The 22657-nt window shown below is 56.1% G+C and carries 13 protein-coding genes; 7 read left to right on the top strand and 6 right to left on the bottom strand.

Features of this window, described 5'->3' with window-relative positions; all coding sequences use genetic code 11:
* The first annotated feature begins 7 nt into the window (after nucleotides 1-7).
* From B9Z50_RS16770 to B9Z50_RS16760, 3 genes are read left to right on the top strand one after another with little or no spacing between them, the layout of a single operon-like run.
* A complete protein-coding gene (locus tag B9Z50_RS16770; RefSeq protein ID WP_108365906.1) occupies nucleotides 8-1600 on the top strand; it encodes an alpha-amylase family glycosyl hydrolase in 1593 nt (530 codons plus the stop codon).
* Nucleotides 1601-1602: 2 nt separating this feature from the next.
* On the top strand, nucleotides 1603-4053 hold the full coding sequence (locus B9Z50_RS16765) for an alpha-amylase family glycosyl hydrolase (protein ID WP_158270702.1): 2451 nt from the start codon (nucleotides 1603-1605) through the stop codon (nucleotides 4051-4053).
* 55 nt (nucleotides 4054-4108) lie between these two features.
* Entirely contained in the window at nucleotides 4109-5329 is a 1221-nt protein-coding gene (locus B9Z50_RS16760) for an alpha-amylase family glycosyl hydrolase (RefSeq protein WP_108365904.1), read from the top strand.
* 12 nt (nucleotides 5330-5341) lie between these two features.
* Here the strand turns inward: B9Z50_RS16760 and B9Z50_RS16755 are convergent, their stop codons facing one another.
* Nucleotides 5342-6277, bottom strand: a complete 936-nt coding sequence (locus B9Z50_RS16755) for an alpha/beta hydrolase (protein WP_108365903.1) — start codon at nucleotides 6275-6277, stop codon at nucleotides 5342-5344.
* The gene (locus B9Z50_RS16750) at nucleotides 6274-8073 is read right to left on the bottom strand and encodes a glycoside hydrolase family 13 protein (protein WP_199221783.1); all 1800 of its coding nucleotides are present in this window, start codon (nucleotides 8071-8073) and stop codon (nucleotides 6274-6276) included. The genes B9Z50_RS16755 and B9Z50_RS16750 overlap by 4 nt, the downstream gene beginning before the upstream one ends.
* 185 nt (nucleotides 8074-8258) lie before the next feature.
* Here B9Z50_RS16750 and B9Z50_RS16745 point away from each other — a divergent pair, with 185 nt between their 5' ends.
* Nucleotides 8259-8633, top strand: coding sequence for a VOC family protein (locus tag B9Z50_RS16745; RefSeq protein ID WP_108365901.1), 375 nt, complete (start codon nucleotides 8259-8261; stop codon nucleotides 8631-8633).
* Between the two features lie 34 nt (nucleotides 8634-8667).
* On the opposite strand, the gene B9Z50_RS16740 is transcribed toward B9Z50_RS16745, so the two are convergent.
* From B9Z50_RS16740 to B9Z50_RS16730, 3 genes are all read right to left on the bottom strand, one after another.
* Entirely contained in the window at nucleotides 8668-10617 is a 1950-nt protein-coding gene (locus B9Z50_RS16740) for a S9 family peptidase (protein WP_158270701.1), read from the bottom strand.
* A gap of 114 nt (nucleotides 10618-10731) precedes the next feature.
* Complete coding sequence (locus tag B9Z50_RS16735; RefSeq protein WP_108365899.1) at nucleotides 10732-12249, bottom strand: tryptophan halogenase family protein; 1518 nt, start codon at nucleotides 12247-12249, stop codon at nucleotides 10732-10734.
* Between the two features lie 84 nt (nucleotides 12250-12333).
* A complete protein-coding gene (locus B9Z50_RS16730) occupies nucleotides 12334-15066 on the bottom strand; it encodes a TonB-dependent receptor (RefSeq protein WP_108365898.1) in 2733 nt (910 codons plus the stop codon).
* A 486-nt stretch (nucleotides 15067-15552) separates the two neighbouring features.
* Between B9Z50_RS16730 and B9Z50_RS16725 the strand changes: the two genes are divergently transcribed.
* From B9Z50_RS16725 to gtfA, 3 genes are all read left to right on the top strand, one after another.
* The gene (locus B9Z50_RS16725) at nucleotides 15553-16662 is read left to right on the top strand and encodes a lipopolysaccharide assembly protein LapB (RefSeq protein WP_108365897.1); all 1110 of its coding nucleotides are present in this window, start codon (nucleotides 15553-15555) and stop codon (nucleotides 16660-16662) included.
* Nucleotides 16663-16914: 252 nt separating this feature from the next.
* Nucleotides 16915-18192: an MFS transporter gene (locus tag B9Z50_RS16720; RefSeq protein WP_233249920.1), complete on the top strand. Its 1278-nt coding sequence runs from the start codon at nucleotides 16915-16917 to the stop codon at nucleotides 18190-18192.
* A 46-nt stretch (nucleotides 18193-18238) separates the two neighbouring features.
* Nucleotides 18239-19717: a sucrose phosphorylase gene (gtfA, locus tag B9Z50_RS16715; RefSeq protein ID WP_108365895.1), complete on the top strand. Its 1479-nt coding sequence runs from the start codon at nucleotides 18239-18241 to the stop codon at nucleotides 19715-19717.
* A gap of 289 nt (nucleotides 19718-20006) precedes the next feature.
* Here the strand turns inward: gtfA and B9Z50_RS16710 are convergent, their stop codons facing one another.
* On the bottom strand, nucleotides 20007-22292 hold the full coding sequence (locus B9Z50_RS16710; protein WP_108365894.1) for a TonB-dependent siderophore receptor: 2286 nt from the start codon (nucleotides 22290-22292) through the stop codon (nucleotides 20007-20009).
* Nucleotides 22293-22657: the final 365 nt, after the last annotated feature.

The raw sequence follows: 22657 nt of genomic DNA, 5'->3' as shown, positions 1-22657 counted from the left end.
ATAAGTCATGCTTTTATTGTTTTCAAATCATTTGGTCCGAAAGGCCTGTGCCGCCTGGATGCTGGCGCTGTCTGGCGCTGTGCAGGCCCAAGCGCCGGTGGACCTGAGCCCTGTGCCCGCACAACTGCGGCCCAGTGGCTTGCCCGAGGGCTGGCAGCATGGTGCGTTCATGGAAATTTTTGTGCGCAGCTGGCGCGACAGCAATGGCGATGGTGTTGGTGACTTGCGCGGTTTGACGCAGTCCTTGGACCACTTACAAAAGCTGGGCATCCGGGGCATCTGGCTGATGCCCATCACGCGCAGCGCTGACGGGGACCATGGTTACGCCACCACCGATTACCGCGACATCGAACCGGCCTACGGTACTTTGGCCGATTTTGATGAACTGATCCGCGAAGCCCATGCGCGGGGCATCGGGGTGATCATGGACTATGTGGTGAACCACAGCGCAGACACACACCCATTGTTTGTACAGAGCCAGCGTGAGCCCCAAGGGCCTTACCGCGCTTGGTACGAGTGGCGGCAGGAACACCCCCAAGGCTGGGACATCTGGGGGCGCGATCCTTGGATTCAAACCCACAAGGGCAGTTATTTGGCCACCTTTGGCGCACCCATGCCCGACTTCAATCTTCGCCATCCTCAGGTGGTGGCCTACCACCAGGACAGCCTGCGCTTTTGGCTCAACCGGGGGCTGGACGGCATGCGCCTGGACGCGGTGCCCCACTTGATCGAAAACAACGCCAAGGACTGGAACGACCAGCCCGAGAGCCGACAGTTGACGGGCGATTTGACGCGCCTGATTCAATCCTACCCGGGCCGTTATGTGGTGTGTGAAGCAACGGCTCAGCCCCGCGCCTATGCCAACCCAGAGGTCTGTGGCGGCTCGTTTGCGTTTGGACTGGAGAACAAAATCGTCCCGGCCGCCAAAGGGGATGCCAAAGCCATTCAAGAGGTGGTGCAGTACTTTGTGAAGGCACCACACACCCTGGCCACCTTCGTGTCCAACCATGATCAGTTCGCCGGTCAGCGCCTGTGGGATCAGGTGGGCGGCAACGAGATCCACTACAAATTGGCGGCCGCCACCTACCTTTTGTTGCCGGGCACGCCTTTCATTTATTACGGTGAGCACATTGGCATGGGCGGGGTCAAGGGCCTCAGTGATGACCCTAAAATTCGAGGACCATTGAGCTGGACACCCGACCCGAAAAACGCGGGTTTCACCACGGGCCAGCCCTACCGGGCACTGGCCAGCAACCTGGCCACACACCATGTCTTGGGGCAGATGCAAAGCCCCCATTCGATCGGGTTTTTTTACCGTGACATGCTGGCGCTGCGCAACAGCCGGGTGTCGATTGCACGCGGCAGCTACGAGTTTGCACAGGCACAAGGCCCGCTCATGGCTTACCAACGCCGCTTTGGGCATGAGCACAGCCTGGTGCTCATCAACTATGGCGAGCAAGCGGCCTCCCTGACCATCGAAGGTGTAGCAGCCAACGCCAAGCTGCGGCCTTTGTACCCTGCGGGGCGTGTGCAGCAGCTGCGCATGGGTCAAATCACCGTGCCTGCCCAGTCGGTGCATGTGTTTGCTTTGGAGAAATGACGATGTGGTCTGATCGAGTGGGCCTGGCGGCCCTGATGGCGGCAGCCTGTGTGCACAGTGCTTTGGCGCAAACGGCCGTGCCCGATAACCTGGCCCAAGGCAGCAACACCACCTGCAGCGCCGCACCAGCGGGCATGCCGCCCCTGTATTTGCGTGGCAGCATGAACGGCTGGACGGCGCAAGACGACTTTGAGTTTTTTTGGGACTGCAACGCCTACTACCTCAATGTGAACTTGCAGGGCGAGCACGAATTCAAACTGGCCGATGCGCAGTGGAGCGCGGGGCGCAGCTGGTCCATGGCGGTGTCGGGTGCAGCCAAGGAGGTGCTGCTCATGGCCCCCGACAAGCCGGGTGTGCCGGGGGCCAAACACAGCTTTGCGGGCGCGCACACTTTGCGTTTGACTTGGCAGGGGGCGACTGCGCAGCTGCAGGTACAGGCCCCGCATTTTGTGGACCCCCGCCAGCAGCCGGTGACCGACCCGGTGGCGCTCAGCCTGCACCACGACTCGCGGGACCTGGCTTACCGCCGTCCTTTTGGCGCGGTGCCACAAAACCAGACCGTGCACTGGGCGCTCAAAGCCTTGCCCGGTGTGCAGCAGGCCACGTTGGTGCTCGATGTGCGCCGCCTCGAAGGTAACCAAGAGGTGCTGGACTACCGCAACCTGACACGCATCAACATGCAGCGCACGTCAGCGGGTGCGCATGAGTTGTTCAAGGCCCGTTACCGATTCAAAGACAAAGCCATTTACGGCTACTGGTTCGAAGTCCTGATCGGTGGTGTGAAGTACGTCTATCAGAACAACGCCGAGCCGATTTACTGGACCCAAGAAAAAGGCAGTGGTGGGCTGGGCCAGGTGAGCTTGCCCATTGCACAAGATCGGCGTGTGCGGCGCTTTCGCATCACGGTGCACGACCCGGCCTTCAAAGTACCCGCTTGGGCACAGGACGTTGTGTATTACTACATCTTTCCCGAACGCTTTCGCAACGGCAACCCGGCCAACGACCCGAAAGTCGGTGAGCGCAAGTACCAGAACCATGGCATCGAGGTGCATGGCCGCTGGAACGCGCAGCCCTTCAAACCCGGCACAGGTGATGGCTCGGACGCGCATTACAACAACGACTTTTTTGGGGGCGATCTGCAAGGCATCATCGCCAAGCTCGACGACATCCGCGACCTGGGGGCCAACGCCATTTACATGACGCCGGTGTTCAAAGCCGCCAGCAACCACAAATACGACACGGCAGACTACCACCAGATCGACCCGTCTTTTGGCACCAATGCCGACTTCACGCGCCTGACCCAAGAGGCGGCCAAGCGGGGCATCCGCATCATCCCCGACGCATCGCTCAACCATGTGGGGGCCGACTCGCGCTACTTTGACCGCTTTGGCAACTACAGCACACAGGACCAAGGCGCATTTGCCAACGGCCGCATCCAGGCCGATTCGCCCTATGCCCGCTGGTTCACCTTGGATGCTTCACAGGCCGAGCCCGACAAGCAATTCAAAGGCTGGGTGGGGGTGAGCGATTTGCCCGAACTCGACAAAGCCTCACCCAGCTGGCGCAAGTTTGCGTATGGCGACAAGGACTCGGTGACCCGCAGCTGGTTACGCCAAGGCGCGGCAGGCTGGCGCATGGACGTGGCCCCTTGGGTGCCCGATGACTTCTGGCGCGAATGGCGTCAAGCTGTCAAGCAAACCCGGCCAGACGCCATCACCATTGCCGAGACCTGGTTTGATGCATCCAAGTATTTTTTGGGCGACACCTTTGACTCGACCATGAACTACGTGCTGCGCAATGCGCTGCTGGACTTTGCCAATGGCAGTGATGCCCGCAAATGGGTGGCCAACCTGGAGCACTTGCGCGAGGCCTATCCCCCGCAGGCCTTCCATGCCTTGATGAATTTGTTGTCAAGCCACGACCAGGCGCGTGCCTTGCATGTGCTGGGCGGCCCCATCGGCGCTGCGCCCGAAGCCCTGCAGCAGGCCAAGCAAAAACTGCGTTTGGCCACCTTGGTGCAAATGACACTGCCCGGCTCGCCCACGGTCTATTACGGCGACGAAGTGGGGCTGAGCGGGGGGGATGACCCGTACAACCGCATGCCGTACCCCTGGGCTGATCAGGGCGGACAGCCGGACTTGGCCTTGCGCAGCGACTTCAAGGCCTTGCTGCAACTGCGCCAGAAGCGGGCCGTGTTGCGCCGGGGCGTGTTGCTGGCCCCGCTGCTGAGCACTCCCCATGTGGTGGTGCTGGCGCGCCAACACGGCAAGCAAGTGGCCCTTATGGCCTACAACAACAGCGCGCAAGCCCAGACCGTGACGATGGATGTGCCCCCCGCTTTGCGCGGCAAGTCTGGTGCGCTGTGGTGGGGTTCGGGCGCGGTGGCTGTGCAAGGCCAGCGCATGACGCTGACCGTGCCGCCCGTGGGCGGCTGGGTTTGGGGCACGCCCTGAACGCCGCTGTCACTGCGCAGACCCCACTTCTTGTCACTTTTAGAGCACTTTTTTCATGAGCCTCTTTCCCCATGTCGACTGGTCACGCCACGCCAACATCTACGAAGTCAATGTCCGTCAATACACCCCGCAAGGCACGCTGAACGCGATGGCCAAGCACTTGCCGCGCCTGCAAAAAATGGGGGTGAGCATCTTGTGGTTCATGCCCATTCAGCCGATTGGCCAGCTCAAGCGCAAGGGCTGTCTGGGCAGTTACTACGCCATCCGCGATTACACGGCGGTCAACCCCGAGTTCGGCACGATGGCCGACTTTTGCGCCCTGGTGCAGCAGGCCCATGCGTTGGGCATGAAGGTCATCCTGGACTGGGTGGCCAACCACACCGCTTGGGACCATGTGTGGACACAACAGCACCCCGAGTGGTACCTGAAGAACGACCAGGGCGAAATCCACAGCTACCTCTACGACAACGGCACCGAGATCGAAGACTGGTCCGATGTCTGTGGCCTCGACTACCAGCAGCCTGCGCTGTGGCCAGCCATGACCGAGGCCATGCTGTACTGGCTGCGCGAGGCCGATGTGGATGGCTTTCGCTGCGACGTGGCGGGTTTGCTGCCCACGCTCTTTTGGGAGCAGGCGCGCACGCAGATGGAACAGATCAAACCCGTGTTCATGTTGGCCGAGTGGGCCGATCCGGGCTTGCACGCCAAGGCGTTCGACATGACCTATGACTGGTCGCTTCACGAGGTGCTCAAAAAAATCGCCCGGGGCGAAGGCGATGCCCGCGACCTTCGCACGTATCTGGAGCAGCCCGAGAAGCTGTATCCAGCAGACGCCTACCGCATGACCTTCACCGCCAACCACGACACCAATTCATGGCACGGCCACGATGGGGCGCATTACGGCGCAGCCTTCCGCGCCATGGCCGTGCTGGCCGCCACTTTGCCCGGTATGCCGCTGGTCTACAGCGGCCAGGAGTCGGGCTTGAATCAACAGTTGGCGTTTTTCGAGAAAGATGAGATCGACTGGGGCACGGATGCACATGCCGATTTTTATGCGGGCTTGCTGCACTTGAAAAAATCTCACCCCGCCTTGCGCAATGGGGCCCTCGGTGGCTCTGTCGAGATCATGGAGACGGGCCATACCGGCGTGTTTCGTTTTCAGCGTGTCAGCGAAGGTCGCAGCATTCAGGTGACGGTGAACCTGACGGGGCAGGCTCAGCCCTTGCCCGAAGGAGAAAAGCTGGCGGGCTGGTCCTGGTCGATCGTTCAGACCTGAGGTCGGTGCTTGTCATTTGCCCAGCAGAAACAACAGCGGAATTTCCAGCCGATCCGCCCAAGCACGTTCGTTGTGCCCAGTGCCAACAAACACGCGGGTCATGAAGTTGGGGTTTACCCCTTGATCGGTGTAACCCCGGTCGCGAGCCAGTTGGTCAACAAACACTTGGTAGGGGGCGTACAGGGCATCAAGTTCGGTGGTGCCGTGGTCTTGGTAAAGCTTGTGGGTGCGCGGATCGGCCAGTTGATCGCGCAGGTAAATATAGGCCGCCAGCGGCATGTGTGCGTTGGGGCTGTGGCCACCAATCCAGTGGGTTGAAAGGCCAGCTGCAGCACCAAAAACCTGTGGGTACTCGTTCATAGCGTACACCGAAATCAACCCACCCATGCTTGAACCCATGATGGCCGTGTGGGAAGCATCGGTGTTTGTGGGGTAGCGGGCATCGATTGCTGGTTTGAGCTCTTGCACAAGAAAGCGCAGGTAGGCGTCGGATTGCGGTTTGCCTTGGAGGCCTTTTTGAACCAACTGCGCACGAGATTCGGGCAACATGTGCTGCAGGAACTTTTGTGGAAAGTATTCGCTGTGGCGAAATTTGTCGTTGTTCCACACCCCCACCACTAAAGTGGGGGTGATTTGTCCGCTGTTCATCAAACGGGTGATGCTGCGGTCCACATGCCAAGCTTGTTTATTCCAGGTTGTGCGGGCATCGAACAGCATCTGCCCATCGTGCATATAAATCACACGGAACCTTTGGCCAGAAGCCTTGATGGCCTCAAAGTTGGCGGGCAACCAAACGTCCACATGCCGTGCATTGACATGTTGGGACGGGAAACTGGCCAGCCGCTCAATGCGCCCAAACTCGGGTTGGGGCAGTTCTTGAGACAGGACCAATGGTGAAATGAACAGGGCGGTGATCCAGCAAAGACCGACGCGTTTAAATAAATTCATGGCGGTGTGTCCATCTGGAAAATGCGAACAGATCGGGCTGGTAATGTGACCGTGGGTCCCCAAGTCAGGGGTTGGCCCGTGATCACATCCTTGGCCTGGACTTGAACGGGCAAGATCTCGCGAAAGCGGGTGGTGTCCAAGGTGGCCTCATGCACATTCTTGTTGAAGGCCACCACCACACGGGTGTTGTGCTTGTAGCGTATCAGCACATAAGTGCCGTTGTCGGGCACAAAGTGCATCAGCTGGCCGTGGTGGATCACGCTTTGTGTCTTTCGCCAGTTGAGCAATTGACGCAACCATTGTTGGTGCTCTTTTTGCTGCGTCGTCAGCCCCTCGCCCGTGAACGCGTTGACCGTGTCGCCGGGCCAGCCGCCCGGAAAATCTGCGCGAAACGCGTCAAAGTTGTCGTGTTTCTTTGGGCTGGTCATGAGCACTTCGGTGCCGTAGTACAACTGAGGTGTGCGCTTCATGGTCAGCACATAGGCCAGGGCCATGCGTGTCAGTGCTGGGTCTTCGTTGAGCACACTGAACAGGCGCGGCGTGTCGTGGTTGCCGTCAAACAGCATGAGGTCCTGCGGGTGCGCCACAAGTTGGTCGTTGGCCAGAGACTCGTACAGACGCCTGAATCCGGTATTCCACGATTCGGGTTCGGTCAAGGCCTTAAGCAGCTGGCCATGCAGCACGAAATCCATCACGCTGGGAAGGTGGGATTGGTAGCCATTGGCCTGCGTGCGGCCACGCGCCCAATACGATTGCACCGCCGGGTTGTCGGTCCACTCTTCGCCCACGATGCCCAATTGGGGGTATTCCTGCCGGATGCGGTGCACCCATTCGTTTATGAATGATGCATCCGAGTAGCCATAGGTGTCGACCCGAAAACCTGCGATGCCCGCGTACTCGGCCCACCATATGGCGTTTTGGATCAGATAATTGGCCACACGCGCGTTGCGTGAATTGAGGTCGGGCATGGCGCGAGTGAACCAGCCGCTGATGAATCCCTCTCTGTCTATGGAAGATGAATAGGGGTCGCTAACCGTGGTGCGGGCGTGGTTGGTCTGGATGTATTGGTTGTGGTTGCTCAGCCAGTCTTTGGCGGGCAGGTCACGCATCCACCAGTGGTAGTCTCCGATGTGGTTGGGCACGATGTCTTTGATCACCTTGAGACCCTTTTGACGCGCCGCCTGAACCATGTGACGGTAGTCCTCGTTGCTGCCGAAGCGGGGGTCAATTCGGTAAAGGTCTGTTGCGGCATAGCCGTGGTAAGAGTGTTTTGCTTGCCTGTTTTCAACCAGCGGGGTGGGCCAAATGGCGGTGTAACCCATACCCGCGATGTGGTTGAGGTGTGTGACGATGCCCGCTATGTTCCCGCCATGCCGCCCTGTCATGGATTCTCGGTGGATTGGCTCATCGAATCCGGTCAGTTTGTCCTTGCTGGGGGCCCCTTTGGCAAATCGGTCAGGCATCAGGTTCAGCACCACATCGGCGCTGCTGAAACCTTCGCGTTCGGCTGAGCCATTTTTGCGCGCTTGTAGTTCGTACTGGAGGATAAAGTTTTCTTGGCCATGCCGTAAATGGAACTCAAGCCAGCCGGGCTGGGCTGTAGGCTTGATGTGCAGTTGAAGCCAAAGGTAATTCGGGTTGTCTGAGCGATGACTGCCCAAAAGTTGTACATCCCGATGGCTCAGAGACGGCTCCCATTGGGCTACGTTGTGCCCGTGCAGCATGACTTCAACTTGTTGGTGTTGCATGCCTGCCCACCAGTTGGGGGGCTCGATGTGTTGTAGTGTCAAGGCCATGGCTGAGGGACTTGCCTGCATCAGGCAAAGGCTGAGCAGGATGTAAATTTTGGCTTGAAGCCAAGGCAGGATGAATGAGAGCTTTAAGGCCGTAGGCCCAAGCAGAGGGTTAAGTGGGCGGGCCTCGGCTGGCTTAGTCATAATTCGGAAGATTTCAAGGTGTTCACAACTAGGGAGGGCATGCCATGTCCGCGATTGATCTTGCTATTCCGATTTTGCCTTGTCGATCAATTTTAGATACGGTTAATTTTTACAAGCGTCTGGGCTTCGAAGGTGGGCCCCATGGGTTCAACAGCGATTACGCCATCATGACAAGGCAGGGTGTTGAAATCCATTTTTTCAAACATGCTTCGTTGAGGCCTTGTGATTCTTTTTCGGGTTGTTACATTCGTGTGGCCGAGGTCGATCACTTCTACAGTGCGTGCTTGCGTCTGGGTTTGCCTTCGGCGGGTATACCGCGCTTGGACAAACTGGAAGACAAAGCTTGGGGTCTGCGCGAGTTTGCCATCGTGGACGCAGATGGCAACCTCATTCGCGTGGGGCAAATCCTCGCGGTATAGCGAGTTCACCCACGCCCCCAGTGCGAGCCCGATTTCATGAGCCTGGGTTCAAATGGGTGGCTAAAAACTTCTCCACGCGCCGCCAAAAATCAAGCTGTGCCTTGAGGTCCACAAAGCCGTGCCCTTCATCGGGGTATTCCACCCATTCGACACGCGGGTTGTGGGGCTTGAGGGCGTCGCGCATTTTTTCCCCATGTACCAAGGGCACACGTTCATCTTTGCCGCCATAGGCCATGAGCAAAGGGGCTTTGATGCGGGCGGCCTGCTGCAAGGGTGAATGCGTGCGCAGCATGTCGGCGTCTTTGACCGAGTCACCCATCAAGCGGGGCAGGCCATAGGTTTTGGCTTGGTCGGTGGTGTCGCTCCAGCGCACGCTGTACATCAATTGTGGGTCGGTCACGCCCACCCAGTTGATACCGCAGCGAAACAGATCCGGGTCATTGACCAGGCCCATGAGGGTGGCGTAACCGCCGTAACTGGCCCCTATGATGCAAATGCGTTGGGGGTCGGCAATGCCTTGTGTGATGGCCCATCTGGCCCCATCGGCCAGGTCATTTTGCATGGCCTGGCCCCACTGTTTCCAGCCGGCTTCAAAATGCTTGCGCCCATAGCCTGTGCTGCCGCGAAACTCCGGCTGCAACACCGCATAGCCGCGCGAGGCGAGAAACTGCACCTCGGCATCCCAGCCCCAACTTTGCCCACGTACCCAGGGGCCGCCATGGGCGAACACCAGCAAGGGCAGGTTCTTTTTGGCGCTGCCCGCAGGCAGGCTCAGCCAGGCGGGGATGCTCAGCCCATCGCGGGCCTTGTAGTGCACAAAATCCATACCGGCCATGGCCTGTCCGCGCAGGCCGGGGCGCACATCACCCAAGCGGATGAACTTTTGCGTGTCGCGGTTGTAGACCAGGGTGCTGCCCGGATTGCGGTCCGAAAAAGTGTGCACCAGTACATGGGGCGAGGTAGAGCGCAGCCCGGTGGACAGCACATTCACGGTGTGCGGCAGGGCTTTGTCGATGGCGTCTTGCAGGGTTTTGGCGGCGGGGTCTGTCCACTGTGTGAAGGGCGCATCGACGGTGTAGCGCCAGCCTTGCACTTGGCCTTCGCGCACCACGGGTTGGGGGGCCAGGTCAAATGCCTGGCTGTGCAGCACCGGTTTGTCGCTGGGCTTGTTCGTTTCAAAGTTCCAGGTGTAGAGGCCCACGGTGTTTTGCCCTTGGTCGCTGTTGACGTAGAGCGTGCCTTGGGCGTCCATGTGGGCGGGGTAGAGCGTGTGCTTCAGGCTGTCCAGGGTGGCCACGGTTTTCCAGGCCTGGCCGGGTTCGCGCAGCCACATTTTCAGTTGGCCGTTGCGATTTTCGGAGGCGGCACGCAATTCATCTCGTGTGTCAAAGACCCAGTGCGCCGCATGCTGAGGGGCATCGACTTCGCTCCAGCGCCCGGTGACGGTGTTGAGTTTGCGCACCCTGCGGTAATCCGCACCGACCTTTTGGTCGTAGGCCTCGGTCACCGTGATCCAGATGTCATCGCCGGTTTGGCGGGAGGATGTTCTCAGCAGCTGGGTCCACTGCGGTTGCAGTTCGGCGTTGTCGCTGTTTTGCACCCAGCTGCCACGGGTTTCAGCCAGTTGTCTGTAGCGGTCGCCATTGGCGTCTACCGCAAACATGCCTGGATTGATGTCGCGTTGCTCACCCGTTTTGAGCCAGGCCGCCAGATTGAACACCAAGCGTTGCTCGTTGACCCAGGCAAACGAGCCCACCGACTCCTGCTCGAAAGCGGCCACCACCGTGGGTTTTTGGGTGGCCAGGTCCAGCACCACCAGCTTGGCCGGTGTTTGGGGCTCTCGCAGTTTGAACGCCACTTTTTGCCCATCGGGCGACAACACGGCATTGCTGAACAGGGGCTGCTGGAAAAAAGCCTCGGCAGACAAGCGCGGGCTGGGTGTGGGTGTACTGGGGGCTGTTTGTGCATTGGCCCAAAGGGGCAAGCAAACGCTTGCCAGACATAGCGCTTGATGGCGCCATTTTTGGATGTGGAACATCGATCCTCCCTGGTTGAAAAAATGGGCGGCGGCTCTGTGTCCGCTTGTGCCCGGCGGCTTTCACATGGTGATTTTGGGGGCGGCGCAGTGCTGGGCAATGAAGTCTGCATGGTCCGGCATCACATCCACACATTTGGCAATGACTTCGCGCACGCTTTCCAAGTATTCGTGGATGTTGTCTTCGGATTGCAAGTCCACCAGCGGATGGTGCTGCTGGGGGTGCAGGTTTTGTCCCGCCATGACTTGCAGCCAGCCCGCTTCGGTGAACAGCTCACCATCGGTGCGCAGCACGCGGCCAGTGGCTTTGAACAGGTCGATTTTGTGTTGCAAAGTCTCTGGAATGGCCATGTGGGCACAGGCCTTCCAAAACTCCGAATCCGTTCTTTGGTTGAGGTGGTAATGCAGGATGATGAAATCCCGGATGCGCTCAAAATGGAAACGGCTTTGCCGGTTGAATTCGGCGATGTCTGTGGGGTTGAACCCTTGATCGGGGAAGAACTCGATCAGTTGCGAAATGGTGCTCTGAATCAAATGGATGCTGGTCGATTCCAGCGGTTCCAGAAAACCACTGGACAGGCCAATGGCCACCACGTTTTTGTTCCAAGCTTGTTTGCGCATCCCCGTGGTGAACCGGATGAGGCGCGGGTCTGCCAGCGCTTTGCTGTCCAGGTTGGCCAGCAACACCGAGGCTGCTTCGTCCTCGCTGATGTATTGGCTGCAAAACACATGGCCATTGCCGGTGCGGTGCTGCAAGGGGATGCGCCACTGCCAACCGGCCTGATGGGCGGTTGAGCGCGTATAGGGGGTCAAGCTGGCCGCCGAGGTGCATGGCACAGCCATGGCTTTGTCGCAGGGCAGCCAATGTGTCCAGTCTTCGTAACCGGTTTTTAAGGTTTGTTCAATCAGCAAGCCACGAAAGCCCGAGCAATCGATGAACAGCTCGCCTTCGATTTTCTCGCCGCTCTCCAAAACGACCGCCGTGATGTGGCCGTCATGCTCTCTCTGGGTGACTTGGGTGATCTTGCCCTCGGTGCGCAGCACGCCGCGTGACTCGGAAATTTTGCGCAAATACTGCGCATACAGACTCGCATCAAAGTGGTAAGCGTAGGCAATGTCGTTCAGGGGGGAGTTGGCCAAGTCATGCCGTGGCGGCATGAACTTGTTGGCTTGGGCGGCCATGCGGGTGATCGAGTAAGCCCCCAGTTCATGGGCTTTGCCCAGGGCCTTCATCTTCTGCCAATATTGGTCGAACCGGACCGTCCACAGGTCTTGCCCGATGGGGCCGAAGCCATGCATGTAGCGGTCACCTTGTTGGCCCCAGTTGACAAATTCAATACCTAGCTTGAAAGAGCCTTGGGTGGCTTGGATGAATTCGGTCTCGTCAATGCCCACGATGGTGTTGAAGCGTTGAATCATCGGGATGGTGGCTTCACCCACGCCCACGATGCCAATGTCCTCGGATTCGACAAGCCGAATTTTGTAGCGCCCCCGCAAAACGGTGGACAAGGCGGCGGCTGTCATCCACCCTGCGGTGCCACCGCCAACAATCACGAGGGTTTGAATCAAGGGGTTGTGCATGTTCTGTCGATAAAAAAGAGGGGGCAAAAGGCCCCCTCCATCTTAAATCCCAGGATGGTCCTGGGGTGGGAAAAGTACGTTTAATCAGTACTTGTAGGTCAGGCCCATGAGGTAGGTTTTGCCGTACTTGACACGTTCAACGATGTTGTCGGGCGTGCCGCTGTAGCGCTTGAATTCGGCGTTGGTCAGGTTGATGCCTTGGAACAAGACAGACAAGCCTTTGAGTTGTCCGGTTTGGAACTCATAGCCAATTTGGGCGTCCACCACGTTCTCGCCTTTGATGAAGGTCAGCTGGCGGTTGTCTTGGTAATCGCTGATCTCGCCGAGGAAGTCAGAGCGTTTGCGGCTGGCCAAAGAGACCTGGAAACCGCTTTTTTCGTAGTACGCCCGCAAGTTTGTGACGTTCTTCGACAGGCCTGGCAGTGGGATGCTTTCAGCACCAATTTCTTGGGTGCTGAAACCTGCGGTGGGCAGGCTCACGCTGCTGCGGGTGTTGGAGACGTTGGCTTGCAGGCCAAAACCATCGAGCTTTTCCGTCAACATGGAGAATGGCAAATTGACCGCCAATTCAATACCTTGGATTGAGCCGCCTTGTCCGTTGATCGGCAGGGTCATGGTGCCTTGTGTGGGGTTACCCAAGCCTGCTGGGACATAGTCCTTGAAGTCATAGGGGAGGGCAGTCTTCAGGATGTATGAGTCCAGATCCTTGTAAAAACCCGCCACGCTGAAGTAGGCTTTTTTGCCAAAGTACTTCTCGTAAGAGATGTCATAGGACTTGGCACGGAAAGGTTCGAGGTTAGGGTTGCCTGCTTCACCGGTGTAATAACCTTTGGTGCTGTCGAAGCTAAAGCCCCCGCTTGCACGCATATCGCCCATGTTTGGTCGAGCCAAAACTTTGGCAACGCCCACACGCACCACTTGGTCATTACCGGCGTCAAAGTTCAGGTTTAGGCTTGGATTCACATCGGTGTACGACTTGCTAAAGCCAACAGTATTGCTGGGGCATGTAGCCTCTGTATTGCCTGTGCAGGTGGCGGTATCCACGCTGGTGCCGGAAGAACTTTGGCGTGTTTGGACCACTTGGGCACCCACGTTGCCACGATAACTCAGACCAAAAAGTTGGCCATCAAGATCACCTTTCACGTATGTTGTGGTGACTTTTTCGTTCACTGACCAACCTTTGTTCAAGATGTTGGCATCCACTTTTTTAGCCAAGTCGTAAATCGTGTCTAAAGAGCCCCGTGGGTCCCATGATGCGACTGCCAGACCTGTTGTACCTGCCACGCCTACGGCCGAGCCAGGGATATCTGCACCCGCATAAGGGTCGCCGCCTTTAATCACCAAGCGACCTTCTTCTACGCTGCGGACCTTGCTGCGGTCGGCAAAATTGATCCCGACTTCTGCGCCGATCAGATGTCCCATGTCCAGGTTGCGGTAGGCATTTAAGCGCAGGTTGTCCACTTTGTCGGTTACGAGAGGCAGCGCGACATATCCGGCTTGAGGCGATGATGCGCCACCACTCCAGCCGTTCACGTCGGTCAACTTCATGACCGAGCGGTCGGCATAGTTCAGGCCGGTGACAAATTTCACATCTGCCAAATTGGTGCCATTGAAACCCGACCATGACATGGTGTCGGTGGCGGTGCCGTTATTTTTGGCATCACCGGGCAAACCGGCCGTTGTCTCATAGCGGCTGCTTTCCCGGGTGACTTTGGATTGGGCGAGGTCGGCGGCCAATTTCCAGTCACCGGCCTTAAATTTGGTGTTCCAGCCCCATGAGTTGAGTTTGTCGTCGCCAGACTCCAGGTGGTTGCGGATCACGCCTTTGTATTTGTCCACGGTGCCACTGGTGACAAAACCGTCCGCGACTGTGGCGTTGGTCACGGTGCCTGTCGGGTCGTAGTTGGAGTTGTCCAGGAAAGCGCCTTCCAGACCCGTCTTTTTCAAGGCGAATGTGCCGGTGGAGCGGAAAACATCCAAGGTCGATTCGAAATCTTTGTTGGGCTTGAATTGCAACACGCCCATCAGGCCTTCGCGCTTGGAGCTACTTTGCTCTGTGTCGGCGGTGAAACCACCGGGGATCTTGCCTTGTGGGGTGTCCACATTCCAGCCGCCCCATGTATTGAATTTTTGTTGCTCTGCGCCTTTGTCGGACAACTTGGTGAAGCCCAAGGCCACACCAATGGTGCGGTCAGCAAATTGGTCGATGTAGGAGAAGGACTGGCGATCACCCGAACCCTCACCTGCACCGGAGTCGATGCCCGATGTTTGCTTGCGCAAAGTGGCGGTCATGGTGCGCTTTTTGAAATCCAGGGGGCGCACGGTGCGCAGGTCAATGGTCGAGGCCAAGCCTTGACCGACCAGGGCTCCATCGGGCGTTTTGTGGATCACGATGGAACTCAAGAGTTCTGCTGGGAATTGGTCGAATTCCACACCTCGGCTGTCACCGGTAGAAGCTTGCTCCCTGCCGTTGAGCAAGGCTCCATTGAAGTCAGGGGACATGCCACGCACACTGACCGATTGCGCCCGGCCTGTGGATTTGCTGCGCTGTGAAGCAACACCAGGCAAGCGCGATATCGATTCGGCTACTGTTGTATCGGGCAATTTACCGATATCTTCTGCGGAAATGGCTTCCACAATGCCCTCGGCGTTTTTCTTGGTCGAAATTGCGCTTTCGATCGACGCGCGAATGCCCGTTACGACAACATTGTCTGAGGCTTGTTGGGCTTGTGCGGCGCTCGCTGCCAGAAGCAGCACAGCGCAACCTGCTGCAACAGGGTTGACCCTGAAGCCACGTTGTTGAATTGTTTGTTTCATGTTTGAACCTTGGAGAATTGAAAATGGGCACATACCTTGGATGGGTAAGCACAATTGAATTTTGTAGTAAAACTAGATGTTGGCCATACTGGTGAAAACCCTTTGACGCGCATTTTTTTAATCGTTTTGGGGTTCCATCAAGGTTTTTGAGGTATTTTTTGTGGTTTTTTCACACTTCTTTGATGTTCCACGTCTTGATTTGTATCAAAATTACAGACTTTTTGGTTTGCGTCGTACGGCGCTGTAGTTTGCGTAAACTCTGAGTGCGATTCTTTTTTCTGTGTTTCATATTGGGTACCAAATCTAGCTTTGCTGCGAGGTATTGGAAATTTATAGCGACAATTCAAGTCTAGGAGACCACTCATGCAATCAAAAAAATCTTACAAAGCTAATTGGGTTAACCAACTGGCATTCCAGATAGGATTGCTTTTTACCGTGGCTGCAGTGCAAGCTCAAACATCGGGTTCTATTGCTCTGAGAGCGGAGTTGCACCAGCCCTTAGTGGCTGCCCAAGAGGCTCTCAAGAACAACCAAGCCGAACAGGCGCTCAGTCGAATCCGAGAAGCTTTGGCCGTGGCTGAGTTGACGAGTGCAGAGCGAACCCTGGTTTTACGCACCCAAGCTGTTGCTGCACTTAAGGCCCAAAACTGGAATCTGGCCATCGAGGCCTTGGAGCACTTGCTGAGTTCGCCTGAAGTGACTGCAGCGGATCGCTTGCCCCTGCTTGAATCCTTGATCTCTGCCGCACAGCAGAAAAAAGACCACGCCAAGGTGGTCAAGTCGGCTCGTCAGTACCTCAAGGAAGGCGGGCCAAAGCCGGTTGTCCGTTTGGTGATGATTCAGACCCTGGCGGTCATGGGTGATCACAAGCAGGTCGTGAACGAGATGCAGGAAAAAGTGCGTCTCGATGTTGCGGCTGGCCTCAAAACGCCCGAGCAGGAATTGCGCTTGCTGGCCGTGAGCCAGCGACAGCTCAAAGACAATGCGGGCTATCAGTCGACCTTGCGGCGCCTTCTGGAGGCTTATCCATCCAAGGCTTATTGGGCCGAAGTGATCCAGCGCTTGGCGCAGCAAGTCAGTCTGAATCCTCGCCTGGAGCTCGACCTGTACCGATTGTTAGACCAAACCGACAACCTGGAAGAGGCCGGCGACTACACCGAGATGGCCCAGTTGGCGCTGAAGGCTGGACTGCCAGCCGAGGCCCTGCGTGTGATGGCCAAAGGGTTTGACGTGGGCATTTTGGGGCAGGGTGCAGAAGTTGCCGCCCACAACAAGTTGCGCACCGAGGCACAAAAAAAGGTGCAGGAAGACGAGCGCAGCTTTGCGCAGTTTGAACAATCGGCCCAAGACAGTACCGCATGGGCTGGGGTGGGGAATGTGTATGCCTCGCAGCTGAACTGGGCAGCCGCCAATGTGGCTTATGCCAAAGCCTTGGCCGTGGGGGGTGTACGACGCGAACCAGAGTTGCGCTTGCATCATGCGATCAGCTTGATCAAAGCAGGCCAGAAGGATGCCGCTCGCCAGCAATTGGCAGCGGTGCAAGGCGATGCGTTGGCCGTTGAACTGGCCAGCTTATGGGGGCTTCTGGCCCGTTGAGTGCGCATGGCCTGGGTCCCGAACCCCAACATCCGAACAATCAGTCAAGTTCAGCAGAGCAGCTGAGGCCAAGACGGCGTTGATGAGCATCTGAGCATTTATCAGGTTAAACCCTATTGCAATCGATTGCAATAGGGAGTAAATTGACATGATTAATTCCCTGTGCTGCCTTTGCACACCATTGATTCAAGTCCTATGACCACACCCTTGAGCGCCCCACCCCCTCGCTTATCGATCTTGCAAATCCTCCAAATGAACATTGGTTTCCTGGGGTTGCAGTTCAGCTTTGGTTTGCAGCAAAGCAATATGAGCCCGATCTACAGCTACTTGGGGGCAGATGAAGCGGCATTGCCCTTGCTGGCGTTGGCGGGGCCTGTCACCGGTTTATTGGTTCAGCCCATTGTGGGGGCCATGAGCGACAGAACCACTTCACGCTGGGGGCGACGAACGCCTTATTTTTTCATTGGGGCGATGCTGTGCTCATTGTGTTTGTTGGTCATGCCCTACAGCTCGGCGCTGTGGATGGCGGCCAGTTTGCTTTGGATTTTGGACGCGGCCAACAACATCACCATGGAGCCCTATCGGGCGTATGTGAGTGATCGCCTGCCCAAGGACCAACATGCCTTGGGTTACTTGACCCAAAGCGCATTCACCGGCTTGGCGCAAACCTTGTCCTATTTGGCGCCGTCCATCATGGTCTGGATGGGCATGAACAAAGACGCGGTGGGTGGAAATCACATTCCTCAAATCACCCAAGTCGCTTTCATTATTGGGGCCTTGTTGTCTGCGTCAACGATGGCATGGTCCATCTGGAAAGTTCCTGAATTGCCTGTTTCGCAAGAAGCGATGGCGGCCATGAAGGCCAAAAAACAAGGCTGGCTCAGTACGCTGCGCGAAATCGTAGATGCCCTCAAAGAAATGCCCCAAGCCATGCGTCAGTTGGTCTGGATGAAATTGTTTCAGTGGTACGCCATGATGTGCTACTGGCAATATGTCACCTACGCCATTGCGAGGAACTTGTTCGACACCTCCGACCCCACCAGCACGGGTTTCAGGGACGCAGTATTGGTCAATGGACAAATTGGCGGCTTCTACAACGCAGTGGCATTTGTGGCGGCGCTGGCCATGGTGCCATTCACACGCAAATGGGGCGCCGGGAAGATGCACGCACTGTGCTTGGTGGCGGCGGGTCTGGGGATGATGGCCATTCCACAAATTAAGAGCCAAGCTTTGCTGTTCATTCCCATGATCGGTATTGGCCTTGGATGGGCCAGCATCATGGGCAACCCCTATGTCATGTTAGCCCGCAGCATTCCAGCTGAACGAACGGGCGTCTACATGGGCATCTTCAACATGTTCATTGTGATTCCCATGTTAATTCAGGGTCTGACATTGCCTCTGATTTACCGCTCCTTGTTGGGCGGGGATCCCCGAAATGTTCTCATCCTGGCAGGTTGCTTGCTGATCTTGGCAGCTTTGGCGACATTGCGAGTCAAGGTGCCTGAGTCCGATACATCCAAGCCTGCCTAAAAGTCAAACAAGTTTCCGTTGAATCCAGAAGTAGAAAACAAAAACCATGCGCAATGAAGTCCAATTGATCACCTATGTGGACCGTTTTGGCGGCCAGACATTGACTGAACTACAAGAGTTGTTGGCCGGGCCATTAAATGGGGCATTTGGCGGTGTGCATTTGCTGCCCTTTTTTTACAAAATAGACGGCGCAGATGCTGGTTTTGATCCCATTGACCATACGCGTGTGGACGACAGGCTGGGGGATTGGAATGACGTGAGAAAACTGTCAAACAACATCGCGGTGATGGCCGATGTGATCGTCAACCACATGTCTTCAGCATCTCCTCAGTTTCTGGACTACTCGCAAAAGGGCAGCGCCTCGGAATACGACGGATTGTTTTTGACGATGGATGCGGTTTTCCCGGATGGTGCAACGGAAAAGGATTTGTTGGCGGTGTACCGTCCACGCCCTGGCATGCCCTTTACGGTGACGACACTGGCCAACGGCGAGCGGCGTTTGCTCTGGACGACTTTTACACCTCAGCAAATTGATATTGATGTTCAAACGCCAGTAGGACAGGCCTATCTGGAATCGATCTTGCAAAAACTCTCGCAAAGCGGCGTCACCATGGTTCGCTTGGATGCGGTGGGTTATGCCATCAAGAAAGCGGGCACCAACTGCTTCATGATGCCCGAAACCTTTGATTTCATCAAAGCCTTCGCGCAGCGTGGCCGAGAGCTGGGCCTTGAGGTGCTGGTGGAAATCCACTCGTACTATAAACGCCAGATGGAAATCGCCAAACAGGTGGATTGGGTCTATGACTTCGCTCTGCCTCCCCTTGTTTTGCACGCATTGGAGTTTGGCCGCAGTGGTCCATTGATGAATTGGCTTGCTCAGCGGCCCAACAATGCCGTGACAGTGCTGGATACGCATGACGGCATCGGTATCATCGACATTGGTGCAGATGCAGCGGACCGTGTGAACAACCCCGGCTTGGTGCCTCCGGAAGAACTCGATGAGTTGGTGGAGCGCATGCACCACAACTCACAAGGCCAAAGCCGTCAAGCCACAGGTGCTGCCGCCTCCAATCTGGATTTGTACCAAGTCAACTGCACCTTCTTTGATGCACTGGGTCGCAACGAGGCAGCCTACCTGGTAGCGCGTGCGATTCAATTCTTTGTGCCGGGCATTCCACAGGTTTATTACGTGGGCTTGCTCGCGGGTGAAAATGACATGGAGTTGTTGGCGAAAACCCAAGTGGGTCGCGACATCAACCGTCATTACTATTCGCGCGAAGAGGTGTTGGGCGATCTGAACAAGCCCGTTGTTCAGCGATTGATCGATTTGATGCGGTTTCGCAATGCCCACCTGGCCTTTGCTGGAACTTTTGAAAGTGCCGCGCCTGCAACCCATTTGTTGACCCTCAGCTGGCGTCATCAGACGGCCTATGCCCGACTCGAGGTCGATTTGTTGGACAAGTCAGGTCGAATCATCGCTAGCGCAGAGGATGGTGGACCGGAGTGGCTGTTTGAGCTGAAGTGATCCGGGCATTCAAGCATTTCGAAAGCCAGTCAAGCATGACTGGTTTTTTTTCGGCGCACTGAACTTCGATCAGGAGCAAGGTTTGACGAGGTGTGCAATGACTCACAGTGCATCTTGAAATGGAGCCGATGAAAGAGTTTGTGGATTTGATCTGTTCGACTGGATCAGCCATGGCTCAAAGCAGAGAGGTTCTGTTGCAAATTTTTCACTCAGCAAATTGACCCCTCAAAAAAAAGACCACCCGAAGGTGGTCTTTGAATTGTTAAACCTTGCTGAAATTGAAGTGGTATCAGAACTGGTACTTCAAACCTACTTTGGCTGAACGACCGTTGATGGAACGTGCGGCCATGCGACCATCATTGATCTCGGTGTAGCCCAGCGTGTTGGTCAGGTTGTAAACACCCAAAGAAGCGATCAAATCCTTGCTGATAGCGTAATTGGCAAAAGCGTTGACGACCGTGTAAGCAGGCAAAGTGGCTTCAAAAGGTGTGCCTTGTGCGTCCTTGGCGCTGGAGGAGCCCACGATGGCCGCGCCCACAGTGACTGCGCCAGACGAGTAAGTGGGACTCAACTGGTACACCACTTTGGCCTGACGGTTGGGGGTCAGGCCGCTGCTGACAATTTTGGCATCGGTGACAGTGACGCCGCCATTGATGCGGAACGATCCCATCTTGTAACCGGCTTCGAGTTCGATACCGGAGGCATCGTACTTGTTGGCTGTGCTCTTTTGGGTTGTCGCGTCGAAGTTGCTTTCGTCGGTCTTGGCCTTGAACAGGGTGATGAAGGTGCTCAATTTGCCTTGACGCATTTTGACACCGCCTTCGTACTGCTGAACGGTGTTGATCGGAACAACGCCAGCACCACCGGCCATGGGCACAGCGGCTGAACCAAACATGATGCGATCAGCATTGAATGCGGCGCCTTCACTGACGCGTGCAAACACAGCCATGTCCTTGTTCAGCTGGTAGTTGGCTCCAAAGGAGTAAGACGTGTTGTTCTTTTTATAGTTGATCGTTTTGGCGTTGCCTGGAAGGAACTCGTTGTCAACAGCTTGGTTATAGGAACCAGTGGCCACTTGACTGTCCTGTCGGATACTGCCGTCCAGCGCCCATGGACCTTTTTCCCAACCCAGAACGGCGTATGGGGATGTGGTGTTGTATGTGGCGTCGATCGCACGGGTGCAGCAACCACCCCACACAGCAGAGCCCAAGGCCGTGGCACCGTAGCTGTTGGTGTTGCTATTGGCCAGCAAAGCTGGGTTTTTGTCAGTGGCTTGCATCAAGTATTGGTTGAAGTTCCAAGTCAACCCGACTTTTTGAACATTCAGGAATAAGCCAAATGTCGTGTTGATTTTGGCGCCATCGGCTTGAGCGAAAGATTTGCTCAACTTGATGTCGTTGGTCGTGCTGCCCATGTCATCCATGGAGGTGTTGAACACGGTGTTGGTGAAGGCATTGCCAGAGTAGCTTTGGCCGGCGTTGGGACCTGTGGCGTAAGTGGTGCCTGCAGCGGCTGGGGCGACATCGTCAGCAGGGAACAAGCCAATGAAACGTCCACTCATGCTGGCGTGCCGGAACTTTTCGCTCATTTTCCAGCCGTTGGCCAATTTCAATTCGGCTTCAACACCGAAGGAGTTTTGTTTGACACGTAGACCATCGTTCACATCGGTGTTGGTGAAGGTGTTGTCTTTTGTCAGGGTGCGATCCTTCACCCAGTAAGGTGAATACATGCTAGCAACACGGGGATCGATGCCTGGCAATTCGCTGACTTTGCCATTGCTGATCCGAACTGGTACCGGCATGTACAGTGGGCTCTGGTCATCCAAAGATTTGAAATTCAAACGAACAAAGCCGTTGTCCAATTCTTGGGTGATGTTGGCCTTGATTTGACCGCCTTGTTTGCTGTTGCCAGTGGCATTGCGAGGACCTTCACCATTGTGGGTGTAGCCACCCACAAAGAAACGTGTTTTGTCGCTGAGCTTGCCGCTGTAGTCGAAGTCAAGACGCTTTTCGTTGTAATTCAAGCCCGTTGTGATGCCAATGCTTCCTCCAGGCTCATCACCGGTTTTGCTGATGAAGTTGATAATGCCGCCGGGCGCGTTGGTCGCCAAGGTCGAAGCGGAGCCGCCACGAACCACTTCAAGGCTTTCAACGGAGTTGTCGGCGCGGAGGAACATGTCTGGAGTGGAAAAAGCCACATCGCCAAACAGCATGACGGGCAAGCCATCTTCTTGGAATTGAACATAGCGGGAGCCGCCAGCCGAGATGGGTAAACCACGTACGGTGACGTTGGCGTTACCACCACCGCCACTGGATTCCGCGCGGATGCCGGGAATTGAGCGGAGGATGTCCGAGGCGTTGGTAGGTTGGCCTTGCAAGATCTGCTCAGAAGCGACGGTGGAGATGGAGCTTGACTGCTTCATTTTGCTGGCGCCGGTGGCGGTGCCTGTGACAACAACTTCGTCCAATTTGAGCGTGTCATTGTTGTTCTGAGCTTGGGCGAAACTCAGTTGGAATACTGCCAAGGCAGCTGCGGTTGCCACTTTGGTCGGAGTGGCGAATTTTTGCTTCTTCATACAAGGGTCTCCAAAACATTGAAACGATTGCAAAAACCGTGAATCGATTGTTGCAGATGATGATCCATAAGCGTCACAGGGGGTGATCGCACTTTGGATAGCTTCTATTTTGCAAATCTTTGAAAACGATTGCAAATAAAGTTTTTTGATCTTGGCGAGTTTGACTGTCTTGGTGGAGGGTCCTTCTACTCGAGAAATTACCGAAATATAGGACTTTCCCTAGTGTGTATGATCAGCAACATGTTTGAAAGTTGCCGTGTTTTCATATCGCTAGTGTTTTCCCTAGTATTGTGAAATGGGAATACGGGTATCATGCAAACGATTGCATAGATCGCAACTCAACAAGAGGAGATTAAAAACAATGA

It is taken from the genome of Limnohabitans sp. Bal53 (genome assembly GCF_003063355.1).
In the GTDB taxonomy this organism is placed as follows: domain Bacteria; phylum Pseudomonadota; class Gammaproteobacteria; order Burkholderiales; family Burkholderiaceae_C; genus Limnohabitans_A.
Note: the sequence above shows the minus strand (reverse complement) of the source record. Positions and strands in the feature narration are given on the sequence as shown.